We start from the raw sequence: 16,571 nt of genomic DNA, 5'->3' as shown, positions 1-16,571 counted from the left end.
CTAGCCGCCCTTGCGGCTGGCGATCGCCGCGGCGGCGATGTCGTCGGGCCAGGTAACCTGCGTCTGGGTCTGCGGGTTGAAGACGCCGCCTTCGTACTGGGCAGCCTCGGCAGCGGCGATTTCCTCTGCCGTCAGGAACTCGCTCGGCTCGAGCGCAAATACGTCGAGCCCGCGTGTGATTTCCGTCCCGTAGATGCGTCCGTTATACCAGTAGGCGCTCCAGTACCCGCCAGTCACCAGCTGATCCTCGTCCACCGGGCCGCGGTCGAAATAGGCGATCTCGACCGGGTTGGCGCTGTCGGTGAAATCGATCACGCTGATGCCGCCCTGATACCAGGCCTGCACGAAGATATCGCGCCCCGGCACCGGGATGATGGACCCGTTATGCGCGACGCAGTTCTCCTTGTCGCCCTGCGGGGCCGGCAACTTGTAGGTGCTGCGGAACTGCAGGCTGCTGCCCTCCAGGTCGTAGATCGCATTCGCGCCCCATGTCATCGGGTCGCCGGCCTGGCAGCGCGGCCGCCCGCCGCCGCCCCATTCGTCGGTAAACAGCACCTTCGTGCCGTCATTGTTGAAGGTGGCGGAATGCCAGTAGGCAAAGCCCTTGTCCGTCACGTCGGTCACGCGCACCGGCTTCATTGGGTCGCTGATGTCCATCACGATGCCATTGCCCGAGCACGCGCCCGCCGCGATGTTCTTCGCCGGGAACACGGTGATGTCGTGGCAGTGGTTGGTGGAGTTCGTCTCCTGCGTCGGGCTGCCGTCGGGGTTGCGCCCGTGATCGCCCCCGCGCCACAGCGCCGCGATGTCGCCCGTCGCCGCATCGGCAAAGACGCGTGGGCTGTCGACCAGCCGGGCGGACGCGGGATCGGCCACGGGGATCTCGATCACGTCGATGCTGAACAGCGCCGTCTCGTCGCCCGCCGTGTCGAAGCAGCCTGCCAGTTCCTCGTTATCGCGGACATAGGACGTGCCGGAATTGTAGAGCACGATGCGGTCTTCGTCGGCACTCACGATCGAATGGGTGTGGCTGCCGCGGCAGGTCTGCACCTGTCCGACCTGGCGCGGGCGCGATGCATCGGCAATGTCGAAGATGCGGATCCCGCGGAAGCGTTCGTCGCTCACTTTGCCGGTCACGCCTTCCAGCCCGCAATCCTTGCGTGCGCGGCTGTCCTGCACGCTCATGACCAGCAGGTCGCCGACGACCGAGACATCGCCCTGCCCGCCGGGGCATACGACGGAGCTTACCAGCGCCGGTACGCCGTCCGCGGCGAGGCGGTAGATGTTGAAGCCGTGATAGCTGCCGGCCACCATCAGGTCGCCGGCGAAAGCCATGTCGGTATTGGCGAAGCTGAGCAGCGATCCGCGCTCCCCGAACTGGGGCTTTTCTTCCTCATCCTCGGCATCCGCGCTGTCGGTCGGCTCTGCTACGTCCTTGCCTTCTTCCTCGTCCTTTCTGGGCTTTTCGGGCTGGAGCTGCGCGGGGTTCGCCGGGTCGAAGAAACCGGCCGGCTTGGACATGGCGGTAACAAGGCGCAGGCCGCTGATAGCCTCGCCCGCATCGCGAAAACCGGCCGCCAGCGTGGCGCGCGGATCGCTCGACAACCCGGCCAGGATCGCGTTCATCCGGTCGATCTCGTCGGTCTGGTCCTTCACCACGTCGTTGGTGAACTCGAACATCACCGGGTCGTAGGCGCTGCCCGGCGCATCGGTCAGGTCTTCCACCATTTCCAGCGCACCCTTGTGATGCTCGATCATCAGGGTCAGGAACTGGCGGTCGAATTCGGACCCGTTCGCCGCGCCGAGCGCGGCCATCTGTGCAGGCGTCGCCATGCCCTGCATCCTGTGCATCCCGCCATGTCCGGCATGGTGCGCGTGACCCTGCATGTCGGACATCGTCATCATGCCTGCCATCGCGATCGGCTCGCCCCGGTCGGTCAACCAGTCGGTCATGAACGAGATTTCGTCCGCCTGCGTGTCGAGGATGCGCGCGGCGATCTTGGTCACCGCATCGTTGTTCGTCCGGTCGGGGACCAGTTCCGCCATTTCGACCGCCTGCCGGTGATGCACGATCATGCCCTGCATGAAGGCGACATCGGCGGGCGAATAGCTGGTGTCCGACAGGGCGGTCGCTTCTTCCGCCGTCAGGACGCGCGGCTGGGCCCCGGGTGCGCCCGGGAGCAGGATGGGCGCGTTCTGCGCTGCGGCGATGGTGGACGTCGAAAGCAGCAGGCCGGCGGCCAGCGTGCGGGTGAAGGATGTCATGGTAATAGCTCCCCGAAAAATATGGCGGCAAAGAGCGGCATTCGCGCCCTCAGGTCAAGCGGGACGCAGGGCGCTGTCTGCGAAGGGCGCTTAAAGGTCTGCGAACGTCTCCCGCCGCGGACCGAGATAGCCGAACAGGTAGGCCGCGACTTTCCGCATCTGGATCTCCTCCGCGCCTTCGGTGATCCGGTAGCGGCGGTGGTGGCGATAGATGTGCTCGAACGGCTTTTCCCGGCTGTAGCCGATGCCGCCATGCACCTGCATCGCCCGGTCCGCCGCCTCGCATACCAGCCGGTTCGCCCAGTAATTGCACATGGAGACCTTGTCGGAGAGATCCCTCTCGATCGCCTTGTGGTCCATCCGGTCCATGTCCCACGCGGTCTTGTAGATCAGCAGGCGGAGCATTTCGCACTGGGTCGCCAGCTCGACCAGCGGGAACTGGATCGCCTGGTTCTTCGCCAGCGCCTCGCCGAAGGGCTTGCGATGGCGGGCGTAGCGCACGCTCTCCTCCACACAATATTGCGCCGCACCGAGGCTGCTGGCCGCCTGCCGGATACGGTTCTGGTGGACGAAGCTCTGCGCCAGCGACAGCCCGCGCCCCTCCTCGCCAAGGATCGCGCTGTCCGGCACCCACACGCCCTTCAGGAAGAACCGCGCGTGGTCGGTCGGCATGTTGAAGGTCCAGACATATTCGTCGATCTCCAGCCCTTCGCTGGGATTGGGGACGAGGAAGCAGGTGATGCCTTTTGCATCGCCATCCTCGCCGCCGGTGCGGGCGAACAGGGCGACGTGGGTCGCGACGTGCATGCCGGTGATCCACATCTTGGACCCGTCGATCCGCCAGCCATCGATTCCGTCACGCGTTTCGCGCACGGCGACTGTATCCATGTGCGTGGCGTCGGAGCCATGGTCGGGCTCGGTCAGGCCGAAAGCGACGCGGCGCTCACGCTCGAAGCCGCCGGTGATGAACTCTTGCCTTTGCGCCTGCGTCCCCCACTGGTCGAACATGGCGACGAAGGGGAAATTGCCGACGATCGAATGCTCGTTCTGCAAGTCGTTATGCAGCCCCAGCCCGCGCTGGGCGAAGCGGTCGCGAATGACCGCCATCCACAGGTTCGAGCCGTCCTTCCCGCCATATTCCTTCGGCGCGGAAAATCGCCAGTGCCCCGCCGCATCGGCGCGCCGCGTGGCTTCGCGCAGCAGCGCCTCCCATTCCTCGTTCGGCAGTCCGTCGCGGTGCCAGTCGGTCCGCGCATCCTCGCGCCGGTGGTCGAAGAAGCGGTTGTTGTCGCCTTCGTGCTGGAGCGGCTCGATCTCGGCCTCGATGAAGGCGACGAGTTCGGCGTAATAGTCTTCCAGTTCTTGGGGGATGGCGAAGTCCATGTGCTCAATCCTCTCCGGTCCATTGTTTGCGCGCCACGGCAAGGGCGGGGTATATGGGCGCATCGACTTCGGCCTTAGCCAGCGCGACACTGCGCAAATGCCAGAGAAGCGAAGGCGTGGAGAGCGACCGCTCTCCTGCCAGCAGCCGTTGCGCCAGATCGCGATCGAGATCGTGCGGCGCGGCCATGCTCTCCTGCCGCTTGATCATTCCGAGTGCGTTTCGGGCCACCGCAAGCTGAAAACGGTCATGCCCTTCCATCCGGTCCTTGATCGAAACGAGCCATTCGCTGATTGCGGCGGCAAGCTCGCCGAACCCGGCCTCCCCTTCCGGCAGCGGTTTGTAGCCGGGATGCTCGATTCGGTGGGCGCGCTCGCTTTCATCCGCCTCACTTTCCAGCAGCATCAGCAGGTCCAGTTCCTGCTCACTCGTCCGCCGCGAAATCACGGCCCGCTCCAGCGAACGGTCGGCGCCGCTGCGCCAGGTTTCGCCCATGCGCAAGCAGCCGAGCGCCCACCAGACCGTGCGATATATCAGCCAGAATCGAAATCGGCCGGGATCGACTGCGCGCCCGCCATTCGCTTCGTACGCGTCGCAATACTCCTCGATACTGCCCAGCCCCAGCGCCTCCCGGTCGTGGCGCGAGAATCGCCACACGGCCATGCAGCCAAAAGCGAGGTCCTCGTGCCAGTCGCTCCAGTGCGCCAGTTCCCAGTCGAGCACGCCGGTCAGCCAGCCATCCTCCACCAGAAGATTGCCGATACGATAATCCCCGTGATTGAGCACCGGCTCCACAGGCGGCGGAACATTGTCCATCAGCCAGCGAATGGCGAGCGCGATGATGGGCCTGTCGCCCCCGGCAGCCTCGAACTGCTCGCGGAAAGCTGCGATGCCCTCGCGCGGGTCGAGCGTCGGCACGGCACCCGGAATGGCGGTCGCTGGCAAAGCATGGATACGTGCCAGCTGGGCTGCGCATTCGGACAGCAGCCGGCCCGCTTCGCCGGTAGCCAATATGACCTTCGGATCGGGCGTGCCGGGCAGGGCGCGCATGACGAAACCCGAACCGATCCCGTCGGCAGGCTCCAGCTCCGCCACGACTTCGGGCGCGCTCACCCCGCCGGCATGGGCTGCGCGGATGACTGCGGCCTCCACATCGTGTCCGAAGGGGCGATCGGCCATGAAGGCCTCGCTGGGGGAACGGCGCAGGACGTAGCTTTCTTCACCGGCGTCGAACCGCCAGCTTTCCATCGTGGCCCCGCCCGTCAACCTTTTCAGCGGGCCCGGCGTGCCAAGTCCGGCCCGTGCCGCCACGCGGGCCAGCCCTTCTGCCAGATCGCTACCCCTGTCTCCCATCGGTAGCAGTGGTCGCATTCCCCGCCACCTTTATCAACGCAACAATTCGCAGCCTCGCTCGTTGGGACAGGGAAAAGGAGAGACGACACTCATGAAAATACCCCACAATGCCCATGTCGCCATTGCCGATGGCGAACGCTTCATCTTCACCCGCAACACCGGCCAGATTTTCGAGCCGAAGCTGGAGAAGCTGGAAGAACCCAGCCTGTCGGCGAGCAATTACAGCGCCGGCGTGAAGCACCAGGACGATGCCGGCCAGGACAAGGGCACCAGTACCCAGCTCGACGAACTGGCCCACGGTGCCGCCGTTGCCGAATGGCTCAACGAGAAGGCGGTGGCAGGCGAGATCAGCGAACTGGTAGTGGTCGCCGACCCCAAGACGCTGGGCGAAATGCGGCGGCACTATCACTCGGAACTGGAGAAGCGGCTGGTCGGAGAAGTCGACAAGACCGTGACCGGCGAGACGCTCGACAAGATCGGCGAGATCCTGGCCAACAGCTAAAAGGCAATTTCGATGTCCTGCATGTGCGGCGTGTTCGATCCGTCGCACAAGCAGAGTCGTTCATCGCATCAGGAGCCCGTCCGGACCCGAAACAGGCTTGCAGGAGCGCGCGCGAAAGTCTGTTAAGCATTTGCCAACCATGGCTTAGCTACCTTCCGGAGCCTATGAAACGCGTTCTATTTTCCCTCGCCGCATCCCTCGCCGCCTTTACCGGCCTTGCCGCCGCACCGGCCTCTGCCCAGACCACCAATCTCGAAGCTGCCTTCGATAATACGTTCGGCACCGAAGTGCGTGCGCCACAGAGTTTCAGCGCCGTCTACGATACCGCGCTGGAACGCCGCATCGCGCAAATCGCGGATGGTTCGGATGGACGGATCGGGGTCGCTGCGCTCGACCTCAGTACGGGCGAGGAAGTCATGGTGCTGGCCGACCAGCGCTTCCCCATGGCCTCGACCAGCAAGATCGCGGTGGCCGCAACCTTCCTCGAAGGCGTGGAACAGGGGCGGTGGAGCCTGTCGAGCGAATTCCCGCTTCTCATTCCGCTTCGCTCGGCGAAGTACAGCTCGCCCACCGCGCCCGTGCGCAAGGGCAATTACATGGCAGCACGCGACCTGATCGAAATCATGATCACGCGGTCGTCCAATACCGCCACGGATGCCCTGCTGGACGTGGTGGGCGGCCCGCGGGCCGTGAATGCCTGGGCCTATCGCAACGGCTTCCGCAATTTCAGTATCGATCGCGACATCGCGACGCTGGTGCGGGACGACGGCGAGTACGACCCGGCGACCTATATCGACATGCGCGACAGCGCGACGCCGCGCGATATCGTGCGGATGCTGGCGGCGCTGAACAATGGCGGTGTCCTGTCGGATGCCAGCCGCAGCGTCATCCTCGGTTCCATGAGCCGCACCCGGACGGGCAAGCGGCGGATTCCGGCGCTGATGCCGGCCGGGGCCGAGGTGATGCACAAGACCGGTTCGCTCAACAACACGTCGAGTGATGTCGGCATCATCCGCGGTCCCAATGGCCGCTCCATCGCGGTCGCCATCTATGTGACCGGACAGGGGGCGAAACTGAACCGCGAACGCAAGATCGCGGAGATCGCGCGCGCGCTGTATGACGGCATGGTCGCCCGGCCCGGTCGCAACTGGACCGGTGCAACCTATCCGGGCGGCTGACCGGACACGAACGCAGGCCGGCCCCCGACGCCGGCTCGGCAAATGGACATAAAGAAAGGGCGGCGCCTCGCGGCACCGCCCTTCTTGTTTTCCCGAAAGGGAAGCGCGCTTATTCAGCAGCAGCTTCTGCTTCGGTTTCGCCTTCCATGGCAGCTTCTGCTTCGACAGCAGCTTCTTCAGCGCCGGCTTCGGCGTCTGCAGCCATTTCTTCAGCACCGGCTTCGGCGTCAGCCATTGCGTCTTCGGTGCCTTCAGCCATTGCGTCCATGTTGGCTTCGGTGTCAGCCATGGCGCCGTCGGCGGTTGCTTCTGCAGCGTCCTGCGTGCCTTCCGAGCAAGCGGCGAGGCTGAGAGCTGCGGTAGCAGCGGCGACGAGTGCAATCTTACGCATAATAAATTCCTTACTCTGTCGAGTGGTTAGACCACCCGGCCCGGTGACGGGCCTGGTAGAGAAACCTCCCCCTCATGGGCGGCTTCGAATCCCTAAATAGTGGCGGCTTTGTGGCAGCGCAAGCCTTTTTGCCACAATTCGCCACATTCTTGCCTTAATCTGGGCCGGATGTCCCATTTCCGCCGCTTTTCCGCCATTATTGAGCGTGCCAGCATCTCATGCCCGGGAAGACACATTGTCCGTTCGCGCCACCCGCGATACGAAATGCGGCTGACCTTCTTCCCCTGCGCTGCTAGCAGGGCGGCATGTCCCATAAACAGCATCTCTACCTGGTGGACGGTTCCGCCTATATCTTCCGCGCCTATCACCGTCTGCCCCCGCTGACCAACCCGGAAGGCACGCCGGTGGGTGCGGTCTATGGCTACACGACGATGCTGTGGAAGCTGGCCGACGACCTCGACAAGGCGGACGGGCCCACGCATCTCGCGGTCATCCTGGACAAATCCAGCCACTCGTTCCGCAACGAGATCTACAGCGAATACAAGGCCAACCGGCCCGACCCGCCAGAGGATCTGGTCCCCCAGTTCCCGCTGATCCGCGATGCCACCCGCGCTTTCAGCCTGCCCTGCATCGAGGAACCCGATGTGGAGGCGGATGACATGATCGCCAGCTATGCCCGGGCTGCCGCTGCGGAGGGCTTCGACGTCACTATCGTCAGTTCGGACAAGGACCTGATGCAACTGGTCGGTCCCGGCGGCGGCGGCGTCGGTGCGATCGACATGCTCGACACGATGAAGAGCGCGCGCATCGGGACGGAGGAAGTCGAGGAGAAATTCGGTGTCGGCCCCGAACTGGTGGGCGACGTGCTGGCGCTGATGGGCGATTCGGTCGACAATATCCCGGGCATTTTCGGGGTCGGGCCGAAAACCGCGACCAAGCTTATCCAGGAACACGGATCGCTGACCGGCGCTCTGGATGCCGCCGCCGACATGAAGAAGAGCAAGCTGAAGGAACGCTTGCTCGAACACCGTGCCGATGCAGAGCTGAGCCGAGTGCTGGTGACGCTGAAGGAAGATTGCCCGCTCCCCGTTCCGCTGGAAGACATGAAGCTCGACGGGGTGCCCGAAGGTCCGCTGGCCGATTTCCTCGAAACCCATGGGTTCACCAGCCTGCTGCGACGGCTGGACGCAGGCTCGGGCAGTCCCGATCGCAAGAACGATCTCAATCCCGTGAAAGCGGACAAGAAGGGCGCCGATGCTGCGCCCGCCGGCGATCGGCAGCCTTTGCCCGACTGGCCCGCGATCGACCGCGACGCCTACGAAACCGTACAGACGCGCGAGCGGCTGGATCACTGGATCGAGAAAGCGTTCGCCGCCCGCGAAATCGCCGTCGATACCGAAACCAGCGCGCTCGACGCGATGCAGGCGGACCTTGTCGGGGTGAGCCTGTGCACCGGGGCGGGCGAGGCGTGCTACATCCCGCTTGCCCATCACAATGTCGATGGCGGCGGCAGCGACATGTTCGCCGAACGGCCCGAACAGGTGCCGCTGGACGAGGCGCTGGCCGCGCTCAAGCCGCTGCTGGAAAGCGACGCGGTCCTGAAGATCGGCCAGAACATCAAGTACGATCTGAACGTCCTGGCGCGCCACGACATCCACGTCGCCCCGATCGACGACACGATGATCGTCAGCTTCGCGCTGGATGCCGGCCGCGCGGAAAGCGGCATTGGCGGCGGCCACGGGATGGACGAACTGGCCGAGCGCCATCTCGGCCATACCTGCATGACCTTCAAGGAGGTGTGCGGCACCGGCAAGAAGCAGATACCCTTCGGCGACGTGCCGCTGGACAAGGCCACCCGATACGCTGCGGAGGATGCCGAGGTGACCTGGCGCCTGCACCGGCACCTGAAGCCGCGCCTGCCGATGGAAGGCGGGACGAAGGTATACGAACGGGTCGATCGCCCGCTGATCCCCGTCGTCGCGCGGATGGAACGCGAAGGCATCAAGGTCGATCGCTCCCGCCTCGCCAGGCTGTCGGAGGAATTCGCCAGCCAGACTGCGAGCCTGGAAAAGGACATCCACGAGATCGCAGGCGAGGAATTTTCCGTCGGCAGCCCGAAGCAGCTGGGCGACATCCTGTTCGACAAGATGGGCTACAAGGGCGGCAAGAAAGGCAAGAGCGGCCAGTATTCGACCGACCAGAGCGTTCTGGAAAAGCTCGACGCGCAAGGGGCGGACATTGCGAAGAAGGTGCTGGAATGGCGCCAGCTGACCAAGCTTCGCTCCACCTATACCGAGGCGCTGCAGGCGGCCATCAATCCCGATACCGGGCGCGTGCATACCAGCTACAGCCTCGTCGGCGCGCAGACCGGGCGACTTTCCAGCACCGATCCGAACCTTCAGAACATTCCCATCCGCACGCCCATCGGCCGCCAGATCCGCGAAGCGTTCGTGCCCGAGGACGGTAATGTCCTGCTGGCCGCCGATTACAGCCAGATTGAATTGCGGCTGGCAGCGCACATGGCCGATGTCGACGCGCTGAAGGACGCTTTCGAGAAGGGCGAGGACATCCACAACCGCACCGCGCAGGAAATGTACGGCGACGTCACCCGCGATACCCGTGCGCAGGCGAAGACGATCAACTTCGCCATCCTCTACGGAATCTCGCGCTGGGGCCTCGCCGGGCGGCTGGGGGTCGAGGCGGACGAGGCACAGGCCATGATCGACCGCTATTTCGAACGCTTTCCCGGCATCAAGAACTACATCTCCGAAACGCTGCTCTCGGTCCGCGAACGCGGCTATTCCGAGACGCTGTTCGGCCGCAAGACGTGGTTCCCCCGCATCGCGTCGAAGAACCAGACGGAAAGGCAGGGAAGCGAACGCGCCGCGGTCAATGCGCCGATCCAGGGGACGAGCGCCGATATCATCAAGCGGGCGATGGCGCGCATGCTTTCTGCCCTGGCGGATGCCGGCCTGAACGATGTCCGCATGCTGCTGCAGGTGCACGATGAACTGGTGTTCGAACTGCCCGAAGGCGATGTCGCGGCAGCTTCCCCGGTCATCGAGCGGGTCATGGCGGAAGCGGCGCTGCCCGCCGTCGAACTCAGCGTGCCGCTGGGGATCGAGATCGGGACCGGGGCAAGCTGGGATGCCGCGCACTGACGACGCGCTGCTCGCAGGCGTTGAACCGCGCTGCCCCGTCCCATAAGTGACGGGAATGTTCGAAAAGCTCAATCCCGCCAACTGGCAGGTGCCGACCGAAGCCGCCCTGGAGGCAGGCGTGGTGCTGGTGCTTGCCCTGGCCATCGCCTATCTCCTCTACCGCGTCATTTTCGCGATCCTGGGCCGACTGGTGGCTGTCGACCGCAATGGCAGCAGCGCGGTGATCATCGACAAGCTTCGCAAGCCCGTGAAATGGGCGATGCTGGCCATGTCCGTCACGCTCGCAGCGGAAGGCAACGCCTGGCTCGGCAGCTTCTGGGAACCGGTCGCACGCTTCGTGCGGCCCGCGATCCTGGGCTGGATCGCCTACACCGTGGTCAAGGCCATGGCCGCCGCGCTGGAAATGCGGCTGGAGGCGAGCGACGACCCGGTCGCCACGCGCAGCCGCCGGACGCGGATCGCCATTCTCTCGCGCACGGCGACGGTCGCCATCGTCGTCATCACGGTCGGCCTGATGCTGCTGGGCGTGCCGGGTGTGCGGGACATCGGCACGACGCTGCTCGCTTCTGCAGGTCTGGCCGCCCTGGCCATCGGTGCCGCAGCGCAGCCTGCCCTGAAGTCGCTCATCGCGGGCCTCCAGATGGCAATTACCGAGCCGGTCCGTATCGGCGACCTGGTGGTGGTCGATGGACACACGGGCCGGGTCGAGGAAATCAAGATGAGCTTCGTCACCGTGCGCACCTGGGACGAGCGACTGGTGGTCGTGCCGACCAGCGAGTTCCTCGACAAGAGCTTCGAGAACTGGTCGCGCCGCGACGAATCGCTCACCGGCCCGGTCTTCCTCCATCTCGACCCGATTGCCGATGTCGCCGCGATCCGGGCCGAATTCCTGCGTTTCGTCGAAGGGCACGAGCTTTGGGACAAGCGGACCGCAGGCGCGCTGCTGACGGAAGCCTATCCCGAATCGAAGGAAATGCGCCTCGCCATGAGCGCGAATACGATCGGCGACCTGTTTGCCCTGCGCTGCGATGTGCGCGAGTACATGATCGAGTGGCTCAACCTGACCCAGCCCGAGGCGCTGATCCGCCACCGGCTGGAAGTTCCGGGCGGCCATGCGAAGGCGAACGAACCGGGCGAACCCTGAGGGCCCGCCCGCATTCGCACCGGCAAGCCGTAGCCTAGCTTGCCTGGTCGGTCATATCCCCGTGCTTCTTCGCACGGGTGCTTTCGACCATGCCTTCGTGCACGAAGCCGATCGGCATGGCTTCTGCCGCTCGCTTCTTCAGCTCGCCGCGCATTTTCTTGTATTCCGCCTCCATCTTGGAGGTCACGGTTGCACGGCTGTCCTTCAGCGCCTCGGTGAAGTCGGCGGCGGAGACTTCGGTCACCTCCGCACCTTCCCGGTGCAGCGCGTTGAGGCCGGCGCGGCGGACCACGTCTTCGAGGTCGGCGCCGGTGAAGCGGTCCGTCTTCGCGGCCACATCGCCGAGGTCGACATCCGCTGCCAGCGGCATTTCCGAGGTGTGGATGCCCAGGATCTGCTCGCGCCCCTTGCGGTCCGGCGTGCCGACATAGACCAGTTCGTCGAACCGGCCCGGCCGCAGCAGCGCGGGATCGACCAGCGTGGGCCGGTTGGTCGCACCGATCACGACGACGGACTGCAATTCCTCCAGACCGTCCATTTCCGCCAGCACCGTGTTGACCACGCGGCCCGTCACCTGCGGCTCCATCCCGGACGAACCGCGGGCAGGCACGAGGCTGTCGATCTCGTCGATGAAAACGACGCACGGAGCGACGGCGCGGGCGCGCTGGAACATCTTGGCGATCTGCTGCTCGCTCTCGCCATACCATTTGGATAGAAGGTCGGAGCTCTTCATCGAGATGAAGTTCGCCTCCGCCTCCTTCGCGACCGCCTTCGCCAGCAGGGTCTTGCCGGTGCCGGGCGGGCCGTAGAGGAGAAAGCCCTTGGCCGGACGGATGCCGAGCCTGCGGAACGCCTCCTGGTTCTTCAGCGGAAGCTCGATGCCTTCCTTCAGCTTCTCGATCGACTCGTCCACGCCGCCGATATCGTCCCAGCCGACCTGCGGCACCTGGACCATCACCTCGCGCATGGCGCTGGGCTGAATGCGCTTGAGGGCGGAGAGGAAATCCTCGCGGGTCACGCACAGGTCCTCGAGAACCTCCGGCGGGATGGTCCGCTCGTCGAGATCGATGCGCGGCATGATACGGCGCACGGCGTCGATCGCCGCCTCGCGGGCCAGAGCGGCAATATCCGCGCCGACAAAGCCGTAGGTCATCCGCGAAAGTTCCTTCAGGTCGACCCTGTCGCCGAGCGGCATGCCGCGCGTGTGGATGCCGAGGATTTCGCGGCGGCCGCTTTCGTCGGGCACGCCGATGACGATTTCCCGGTCGAAGCGGCCCGGTCGGCGCAAGGCCTCGTCGATGGCATCGGGGCGATTTGTAGCCGCGATCACGACCACATTGGCCCGCGCTTCCAAGCCGTCCATCAGGGTCAGGAGCTGTGCGACCAGGCGTTTTTCCGCCTCGCCGCTGACCTGGCTGCGCTTGGGCGCGATGGAGTCGATTTCGTCGATGAAGACGATCGCCGGCGCGTTTTGCGCCGCCTGTTCGAACACTTCGCGCAGGCGCTTTTCGCTCTCGCCATAGCCCGACCCCATGATTTCCGGGCCATTGATGATCGAGAAATCGGCATCGCTTTCATTGGCGACAGCCTGCGCCAGCCGCGTCTTGCCGGTTCCGGGCGGGCCATGCAGCAACACGCCCTTGGGCGGATCGACACCCAGGCGGGTGAACAGCTCGGGATAGCGCAGCGGCAGTTCGACCATTTCGCGCAATTGCTGGATCGTATCGTCGATGCCGCCGACATCGTCGTAATTCACGACAGCACGCGCATCGCGCGGCGCCTCGAACTCGGCACGCAGCTCGACCTCGGTATTCTCGTCGATATGGACGATACCCTTGGGCGAGGTGGAATGGACGGACAGGCGGATCTGGGTCAGCGCATAGGCCGGCGCGTTGAACATGCGGCGCACTTCGGGCGGCATGTTCTGGACCGGCTGCTGCCCGGTCGTCGCGACGAGATCGCCTGCCAGTACCGGCTTGCGGAAGAAGTTGCGCTTCAGCGCCTGGGTCGGGCCCTGCAGGCGCATTTCGCGGCTGGCGGGCGCGAAGACGACCCGGGTCGCAGGCTTCGATTCGGCAGCACGAATGACAACATGCTCGCCCGAGCCGGCCTCTGCATTGCCGCGCTGGAGACCGTCGAGCCGGACCACTTCCAGCGACTGATCCTCGTCATAGGCGGGCATGGCGATGGCGACGGTAGGACGCTTGCCCTCGATCTCGACGACGTCGCCTTCGGTGATGCCCAGGGCCTGGAATGCGGAACGCGGCATGCGGGCGATGCCCTGCCCCGATTCCTCCTGCCTGGCCGCTGCCACCTGCAGTCTCACCTGCTTCTGTTCGACTGCCGTATCCGCGTCGGCCATGCTTACTCCTGTGCTTCGCTCAACATGATGCGAGACGCCTAGCTAGGAGTGCCCCGCCCAGCTTTCAAATGAGCGAACATCGCAATCGGTCCTGCGACGACGGGAGCGAGCAAGAAAAAAGCCCGGCTGGATAAACCGGCCGGGCCTGAAAAGTTTGGGAGAGGATGCCTGTAAGGCCTGCCCTATGTGCAGTGCAGCATGATTTTGTGCAAGTGCGAAAGGGGCATGATCTGTTGCAAAATACGCAACACTAGGGCTTCGGCTTAGCTTGGCTCGAGAAATCCGCACATGGCGCCGAAGGGGTGACAGAATCATGCACGGCTCCTATTGCCCGATGCCGTAACGCCATCTGCTTGCACGAGGCCCGATGAACAAGCTCTATCCCGATGCCGCCGCTGCCCTCGAGGACGTCCTCCAGAACAACATGCTGATCGCCAGCGGGGGCTTCGGCCTGTGCGGCATCCCGGAACGCTTGCTGGACGCGATCCGCGACAGCGGGGTGACCGGCCTCACCTTCGCCAGCAACAATGCCGGGATCGACAATGAAGGGATCGGCAAGCTGCTGCGCACGAAGCAGGTTGCGAAAATGATCAGTTCCTATGTCGGCGAGAACAAGGAATTCGAACGCCAGTTCCTGTCAGGCGAACTGGAAGTCGAGTTCTGCCCGCAGGGCACGCTGGCAGAGCGGATGCGCGCAGGCGGGGCAGGCATCCCCGGCTTCTACACGAAGACCGGCGTCGGCACGCAGGTGGCCGAAGGCAAGGAAGTGAAGCAGTTCGACACCGGCAACGGGCCTGAGGATTATATCCTTGAGCACGGCCTGTTTGCCGACCTTTCCATCGTGAAGGCGTGGAAGGCGGACGAAACGGGGAACGTCGTGTTTCGCAAGACGGCGCGCAATTTCAACCAGCCGGCCGCGACCTGCGGGAAGGTCTGTGTCGTCGAGGTCGAAGAGATCGTGCCGGCCGGCTCGCTCGACCCCGATCACATCCACCTGCCCGGCGTATTCGTCCAGCGCATGATCGTTGGCGCGCCCTACGACAAGAAGATCGAATTCCGCACGGTGCGCGAACGCGAGACTGCCTGAGCCGGATCGCGGATGATTGCCCTCGTGCCTTCTCCTGCAACAACGCTCAGGCTGGGCTTCGCGGCGCTAGCTGCGCTGGTCCTGCAGGGCTGCGTCGCTGCACTCGTTCCGGTGGCTGCAGGCGGACTGCTGGTGACGAAGCAGGCCAATCCGGCCTTCATTTCGGACACGCGCTCCGCCGTCGTCAGGTCGGCGGCCCCGACGGACTTGCAGGACGTCGCCGGTGCCCTGCCCCAGGCTCAGCCTGCGGGGGTCGCCCCTGCCGGTATTGCTTCAACGGACGAAGGCCCGGCACCGCTGCAGATGCCGGCCAGCCGGGCGCTTCTCGATCGGCTCAATGCGCCGGCACAAGCCCCCGAGGTCGAAGTTGCGAAAGCGACCTCGCTCCCCCGGCCATCGGATGCGAGCAAAGGCGGGCTTGCGACCCGGCTCCTTGCTGGAAACCGCGCTTACGACCCCTTCTTCGGCTATGTCCTTGGCCAGGTGTCGCAGGATCCGCTTTCCGGCGGCGAGCGCAATTCCGCCCTGCTGGCCAATCCCGGACAACTCGATGCCGAAACGCTGCCCTGCGGTTTTCGGCCTCCGGCGGTCATGATCGATATCGATCCCGAGAACGGCCTCGTCCCGCTGGAAGGCGAGCCTTCGCTCAACGCTCCGCTGGCCCGCGTCGCCTCCGCGCTGCGATCGCAGGGCGTCTCGATTTTCTGGGTAACAGGACGCACGGCAGACCGCGCCGGAGCAGTCCGGACGCGCCTCGCCCTGTCCGATCTCGACCCGATGGGGGAGGATTCGCTGATCGTGATGCGATACCCCCAGGACCGCAAGCAGACCCGCCGGCGCGCCTTTGCCGAAGAGCATTGCGTCGTCGCCATCCTCGGTGACGAGAAGGCCGATTTCGACGAACTCTATCAATATCTGCGATCGCCAGACGATGCCGTCACGCTGGAACGGCTGGTCGGCGATCGCTGGTTCCTTGCCCCCACACCCCTAGACTGAAGACTGGAAGAATATGGCCGACACACACGGATGGACCCGCGACCAGATGGCAGCCCGCGCGGCGCAGGAGCTCGAGGACGGCTATTACGTCAATCTGGGCATCGGCATCCCGACGCTGGTCGCCAACCATATTCCCGAGGGCATGCAGGTCACGCTGCAGTCGGAAAACGGGATGCTCGGCATCGGGCCCTTCCCCTATGAGGGAGAGGAAGACCCGGACCTGATCAATGCGGGCAAGCAGACGATCAGCGAACTGGAACACAGCGCCTATTTCGACAGCGCAACCAGCTTTTCGATGATCCGCGGGGGCCATATCGACCTGACCGTGCTGGGCGCCATGGAGGTGGCCGAGAATGGCGATATCGCCAACTGGATGATCCCGGGCAAGATGATCAAGGGCATGGGCGGCGCGATGGACCTCGTCGCGGGCGTGAAGAAGATCATCGTGGTCATGGATCACAATGCGAAGGACGGCAGCCCGAAATTCATTCCCGAATGCACGCTGCCGCTGACCGGCACGAACGTGGTCGACATGATCATCTCGAACCTCGGCGTCTTCCAGCGTCAGAGCCATGACGGTCCCTTCCGCCTGATAGAGCTGGCGCCGGGTGTCACGGCTGATGAAGTGGCGGAAAAGACGACGGCGCATTACGAAACGGCGCTGGCCGAGGCCGCCTGACGACAGGCTTGTAGGCTTTCTGCAGCGCGTTTCACCTGCTGCGGTCACTTGACCCGGTGACGATGGTGGCAC

General features: G+C 64.6%; 12 protein-coding genes. 7 read left to right on the top strand and 5 right to left on the bottom strand.

Features of this window, described 5'->3' with window-relative positions; all coding sequences use genetic code 11:
- The 3 genes from ACGHJ7_RS10095 to ACGHJ7_RS10085 form a co-directional block, all read right to left on the bottom strand.
- Positions 1–2,265, bottom strand: coding sequence for a DUF305 domain-containing protein (locus ACGHJ7_RS10095; RefSeq protein ID WP_390477011.1), 2,265 nt, complete (start codon positions 2,263–2,265; stop codon positions 1–3).
- 90 nt (positions 2,266–2,355) lie between these two features.
- Complete coding sequence (locus ACGHJ7_RS10090) at positions 2,356–3,648, bottom strand: acyl-CoA dehydrogenase family protein (protein ID WP_390477008.1); 1,293 nt, start codon at positions 3,646–3,648, stop codon at positions 2,356–2,358.
- Positions 3,649–3,652: 4 nt separating this feature from the next.
- Positions 3,653–5,017 (bottom strand): phosphotransferase, encoded by a 1,365-nt coding sequence (locus ACGHJ7_RS10085; RefSeq protein ID WP_390477005.1) that lies wholly within the window; start codon positions 5,015–5,017, stop codon positions 3,653–3,655.
- A gap of 73 nt (positions 5,018–5,090) precedes the next feature.
- On the opposite strand from ACGHJ7_RS10085, the gene ACGHJ7_RS10080 reads away from it, so the two are divergent.
- Positions 5,091–5,501, top strand: a complete 411-nt coding sequence (locus ACGHJ7_RS10080) for a host attachment protein (RefSeq protein WP_390477002.1) — start codon at positions 5,091–5,093, stop codon at positions 5,499–5,501.
- A gap of 164 nt (positions 5,502–5,665) precedes the next feature.
- The gene (locus ACGHJ7_RS10075; RefSeq protein WP_390476999.1) at positions 5,666–6,679 is read left to right on the top strand and encodes a serine hydrolase; all 1,014 of its coding nucleotides are present in this window, start codon (positions 5,666–5,668) and stop codon (positions 6,677–6,679) included.
- Between the two features lie 109 nt (positions 6,680–6,788).
- On the opposite strand, the gene ACGHJ7_RS10070 is transcribed toward ACGHJ7_RS10075, so the two are convergent.
- Positions 6,789–6,968 carry a hypothetical protein gene (locus tag ACGHJ7_RS10070; protein ID WP_390476996.1) on the bottom strand — a complete coding sequence of 60 codons (180 nt, stop codon included), beginning with the start codon at positions 6,966–6,968 and terminating at the stop codon, positions 6,789–6,791.
- Between the two features lie 407 nt (positions 6,969–7,375).
- On the opposite strand from ACGHJ7_RS10070, the gene polA reads away from it, so the two are divergent.
- Positions 7,376–10,231, top strand: coding sequence for a DNA polymerase I (gene polA, locus ACGHJ7_RS10065; RefSeq protein ID WP_390476994.1), 2,856 nt, complete (start codon positions 7,376–7,378; stop codon positions 10,229–10,231).
- A 55-nt stretch (positions 10,232–10,286) separates the two neighbouring features.
- Complete coding sequence (locus ACGHJ7_RS10060; RefSeq protein ID WP_390476991.1) at positions 10,287–11,375, top strand: mechanosensitive ion channel family protein; 1,089 nt, start codon at positions 10,287–10,289, stop codon at positions 11,373–11,375.
- A 34-nt stretch (positions 11,376–11,409) separates the two neighbouring features.
- Here the strand turns inward: ACGHJ7_RS10060 and ACGHJ7_RS10055 are convergent, their stop codons facing one another.
- A complete protein-coding gene (locus ACGHJ7_RS10055; RefSeq protein WP_390476988.1) occupies positions 11,410–13,737 on the bottom strand; it encodes a CDC48 family AAA ATPase in 2,328 nt (775 codons plus the stop codon).
- A gap of 367 nt (positions 13,738–14,104) precedes the next feature.
- On the opposite strand from ACGHJ7_RS10055, the gene ACGHJ7_RS10050 reads away from it, so the two are divergent.
- Genes ACGHJ7_RS10050 through ACGHJ7_RS10040 form a run of 3 tightly spaced genes read left to right on the top strand, consistent with a single transcriptional unit; the run spans position 14,105 to position 16,499 of the window.
- Positions 14,105–14,824, top strand: a complete 720-nt coding sequence (locus ACGHJ7_RS10050) for a CoA transferase subunit A (RefSeq protein ID WP_390476986.1) — start codon at positions 14,105–14,107, stop codon at positions 14,822–14,824.
- Positions 14,825–14,836: 12 nt separating this feature from the next.
- The gene (locus ACGHJ7_RS10045; RefSeq protein ID WP_390476983.1) at positions 14,837–15,820 is read left to right on the top strand and encodes a hypothetical protein; all 984 of its coding nucleotides are present in this window, start codon (positions 14,837–14,839) and stop codon (positions 15,818–15,820) included.
- A gap of 13 nt (positions 15,821–15,833) precedes the next feature.
- Entirely contained in the window at positions 15,834–16,499 is a 666-nt protein-coding gene (locus tag ACGHJ7_RS10040) for a CoA transferase subunit B (RefSeq protein WP_390476980.1), read from the top strand.
- The last annotated feature ends 72 nt before the right edge of the window (positions 16,500–16,571 follow it).

The sequence above is a fragment of the Altererythrobacter sp. MTPC7 genome, from assembly GCF_042851395.1.
Lineage (GTDB): Bacteria > Pseudomonadota > Alphaproteobacteria > Sphingomonadales > Sphingomonadaceae > CAJXSN01.
The sequence above is the reverse complement of the archived record's forward strand: the minus strand, read 5'-3'. Positions and strand labels throughout refer to the sequence as shown.

Bases quoted from the DNA above. Each gene is read 5' to 3' on its own strand.
- ACGHJ7_RS10095 (WP_390477011.1), bottom strand. From the start codon at position 2,265: ATGACATCCTTCACCCGCACGCTGGCCGCCGGCCTGCTGCTTTCGACG.
- ACGHJ7_RS10090 (WP_390477008.1), bottom strand. From the start codon at position 3,648: ATGGACTTCGCCATCCCCCAAGAACTGGAAGACTATTACGCCGAACTC.
- ACGHJ7_RS10085 (WP_390477005.1), bottom strand. From the start codon at position 5,017: ATGCGACCACTGCTACCGATGGGAGACAGGGGTAGCGATCTGGCAGAA.
- ACGHJ7_RS10080 (WP_390477002.1), top strand. From the start codon at position 5,091: ATGAAAATACCCCACAATGCCCATGTCGCCATTGCCGATGGCGAACGC.
- ACGHJ7_RS10075 (WP_390476999.1), top strand. From the start codon at position 5,666: ATGAAACGCGTTCTATTTTCCCTCGCCGCATCCCTCGCCGCCTTTACC.
- ACGHJ7_RS10070 (WP_390476996.1), bottom strand. From the start codon at position 6,968: ATGGCTGACACCGAAGCCAACATGGACGCAATGGCTGAAGGCACCGAA.
- polA (WP_390476994.1), top strand. From the start codon at position 7,376: ATGTCCCATAAACAGCATCTCTACCTGGTGGACGGTTCCGCCTATATC.
- ACGHJ7_RS10060 (WP_390476991.1), top strand. From the start codon at position 10,287: ATGTTCGAAAAGCTCAATCCCGCCAACTGGCAGGTGCCGACCGAAGCC.
- ACGHJ7_RS10055 (WP_390476988.1), bottom strand. From the start codon at position 13,737: ATGGCCGACGCGGATACGGCAGTCGAACAGAAGCAGGTGAGACTGCAG.
- ACGHJ7_RS10050 (WP_390476986.1), top strand. From the start codon at position 14,105: ATGAACAAGCTCTATCCCGATGCCGCCGCTGCCCTCGAGGACGTCCTC.
- ACGHJ7_RS10045 (WP_390476983.1), top strand. From the start codon at position 14,837: ATGATTGCCCTCGTGCCTTCTCCTGCAACAACGCTCAGGCTGGGCTTC.
- ACGHJ7_RS10040 (WP_390476980.1), top strand. From the start codon at position 15,834: ATGGCCGACACACACGGATGGACCCGCGACCAGATGGCAGCCCGCGCG.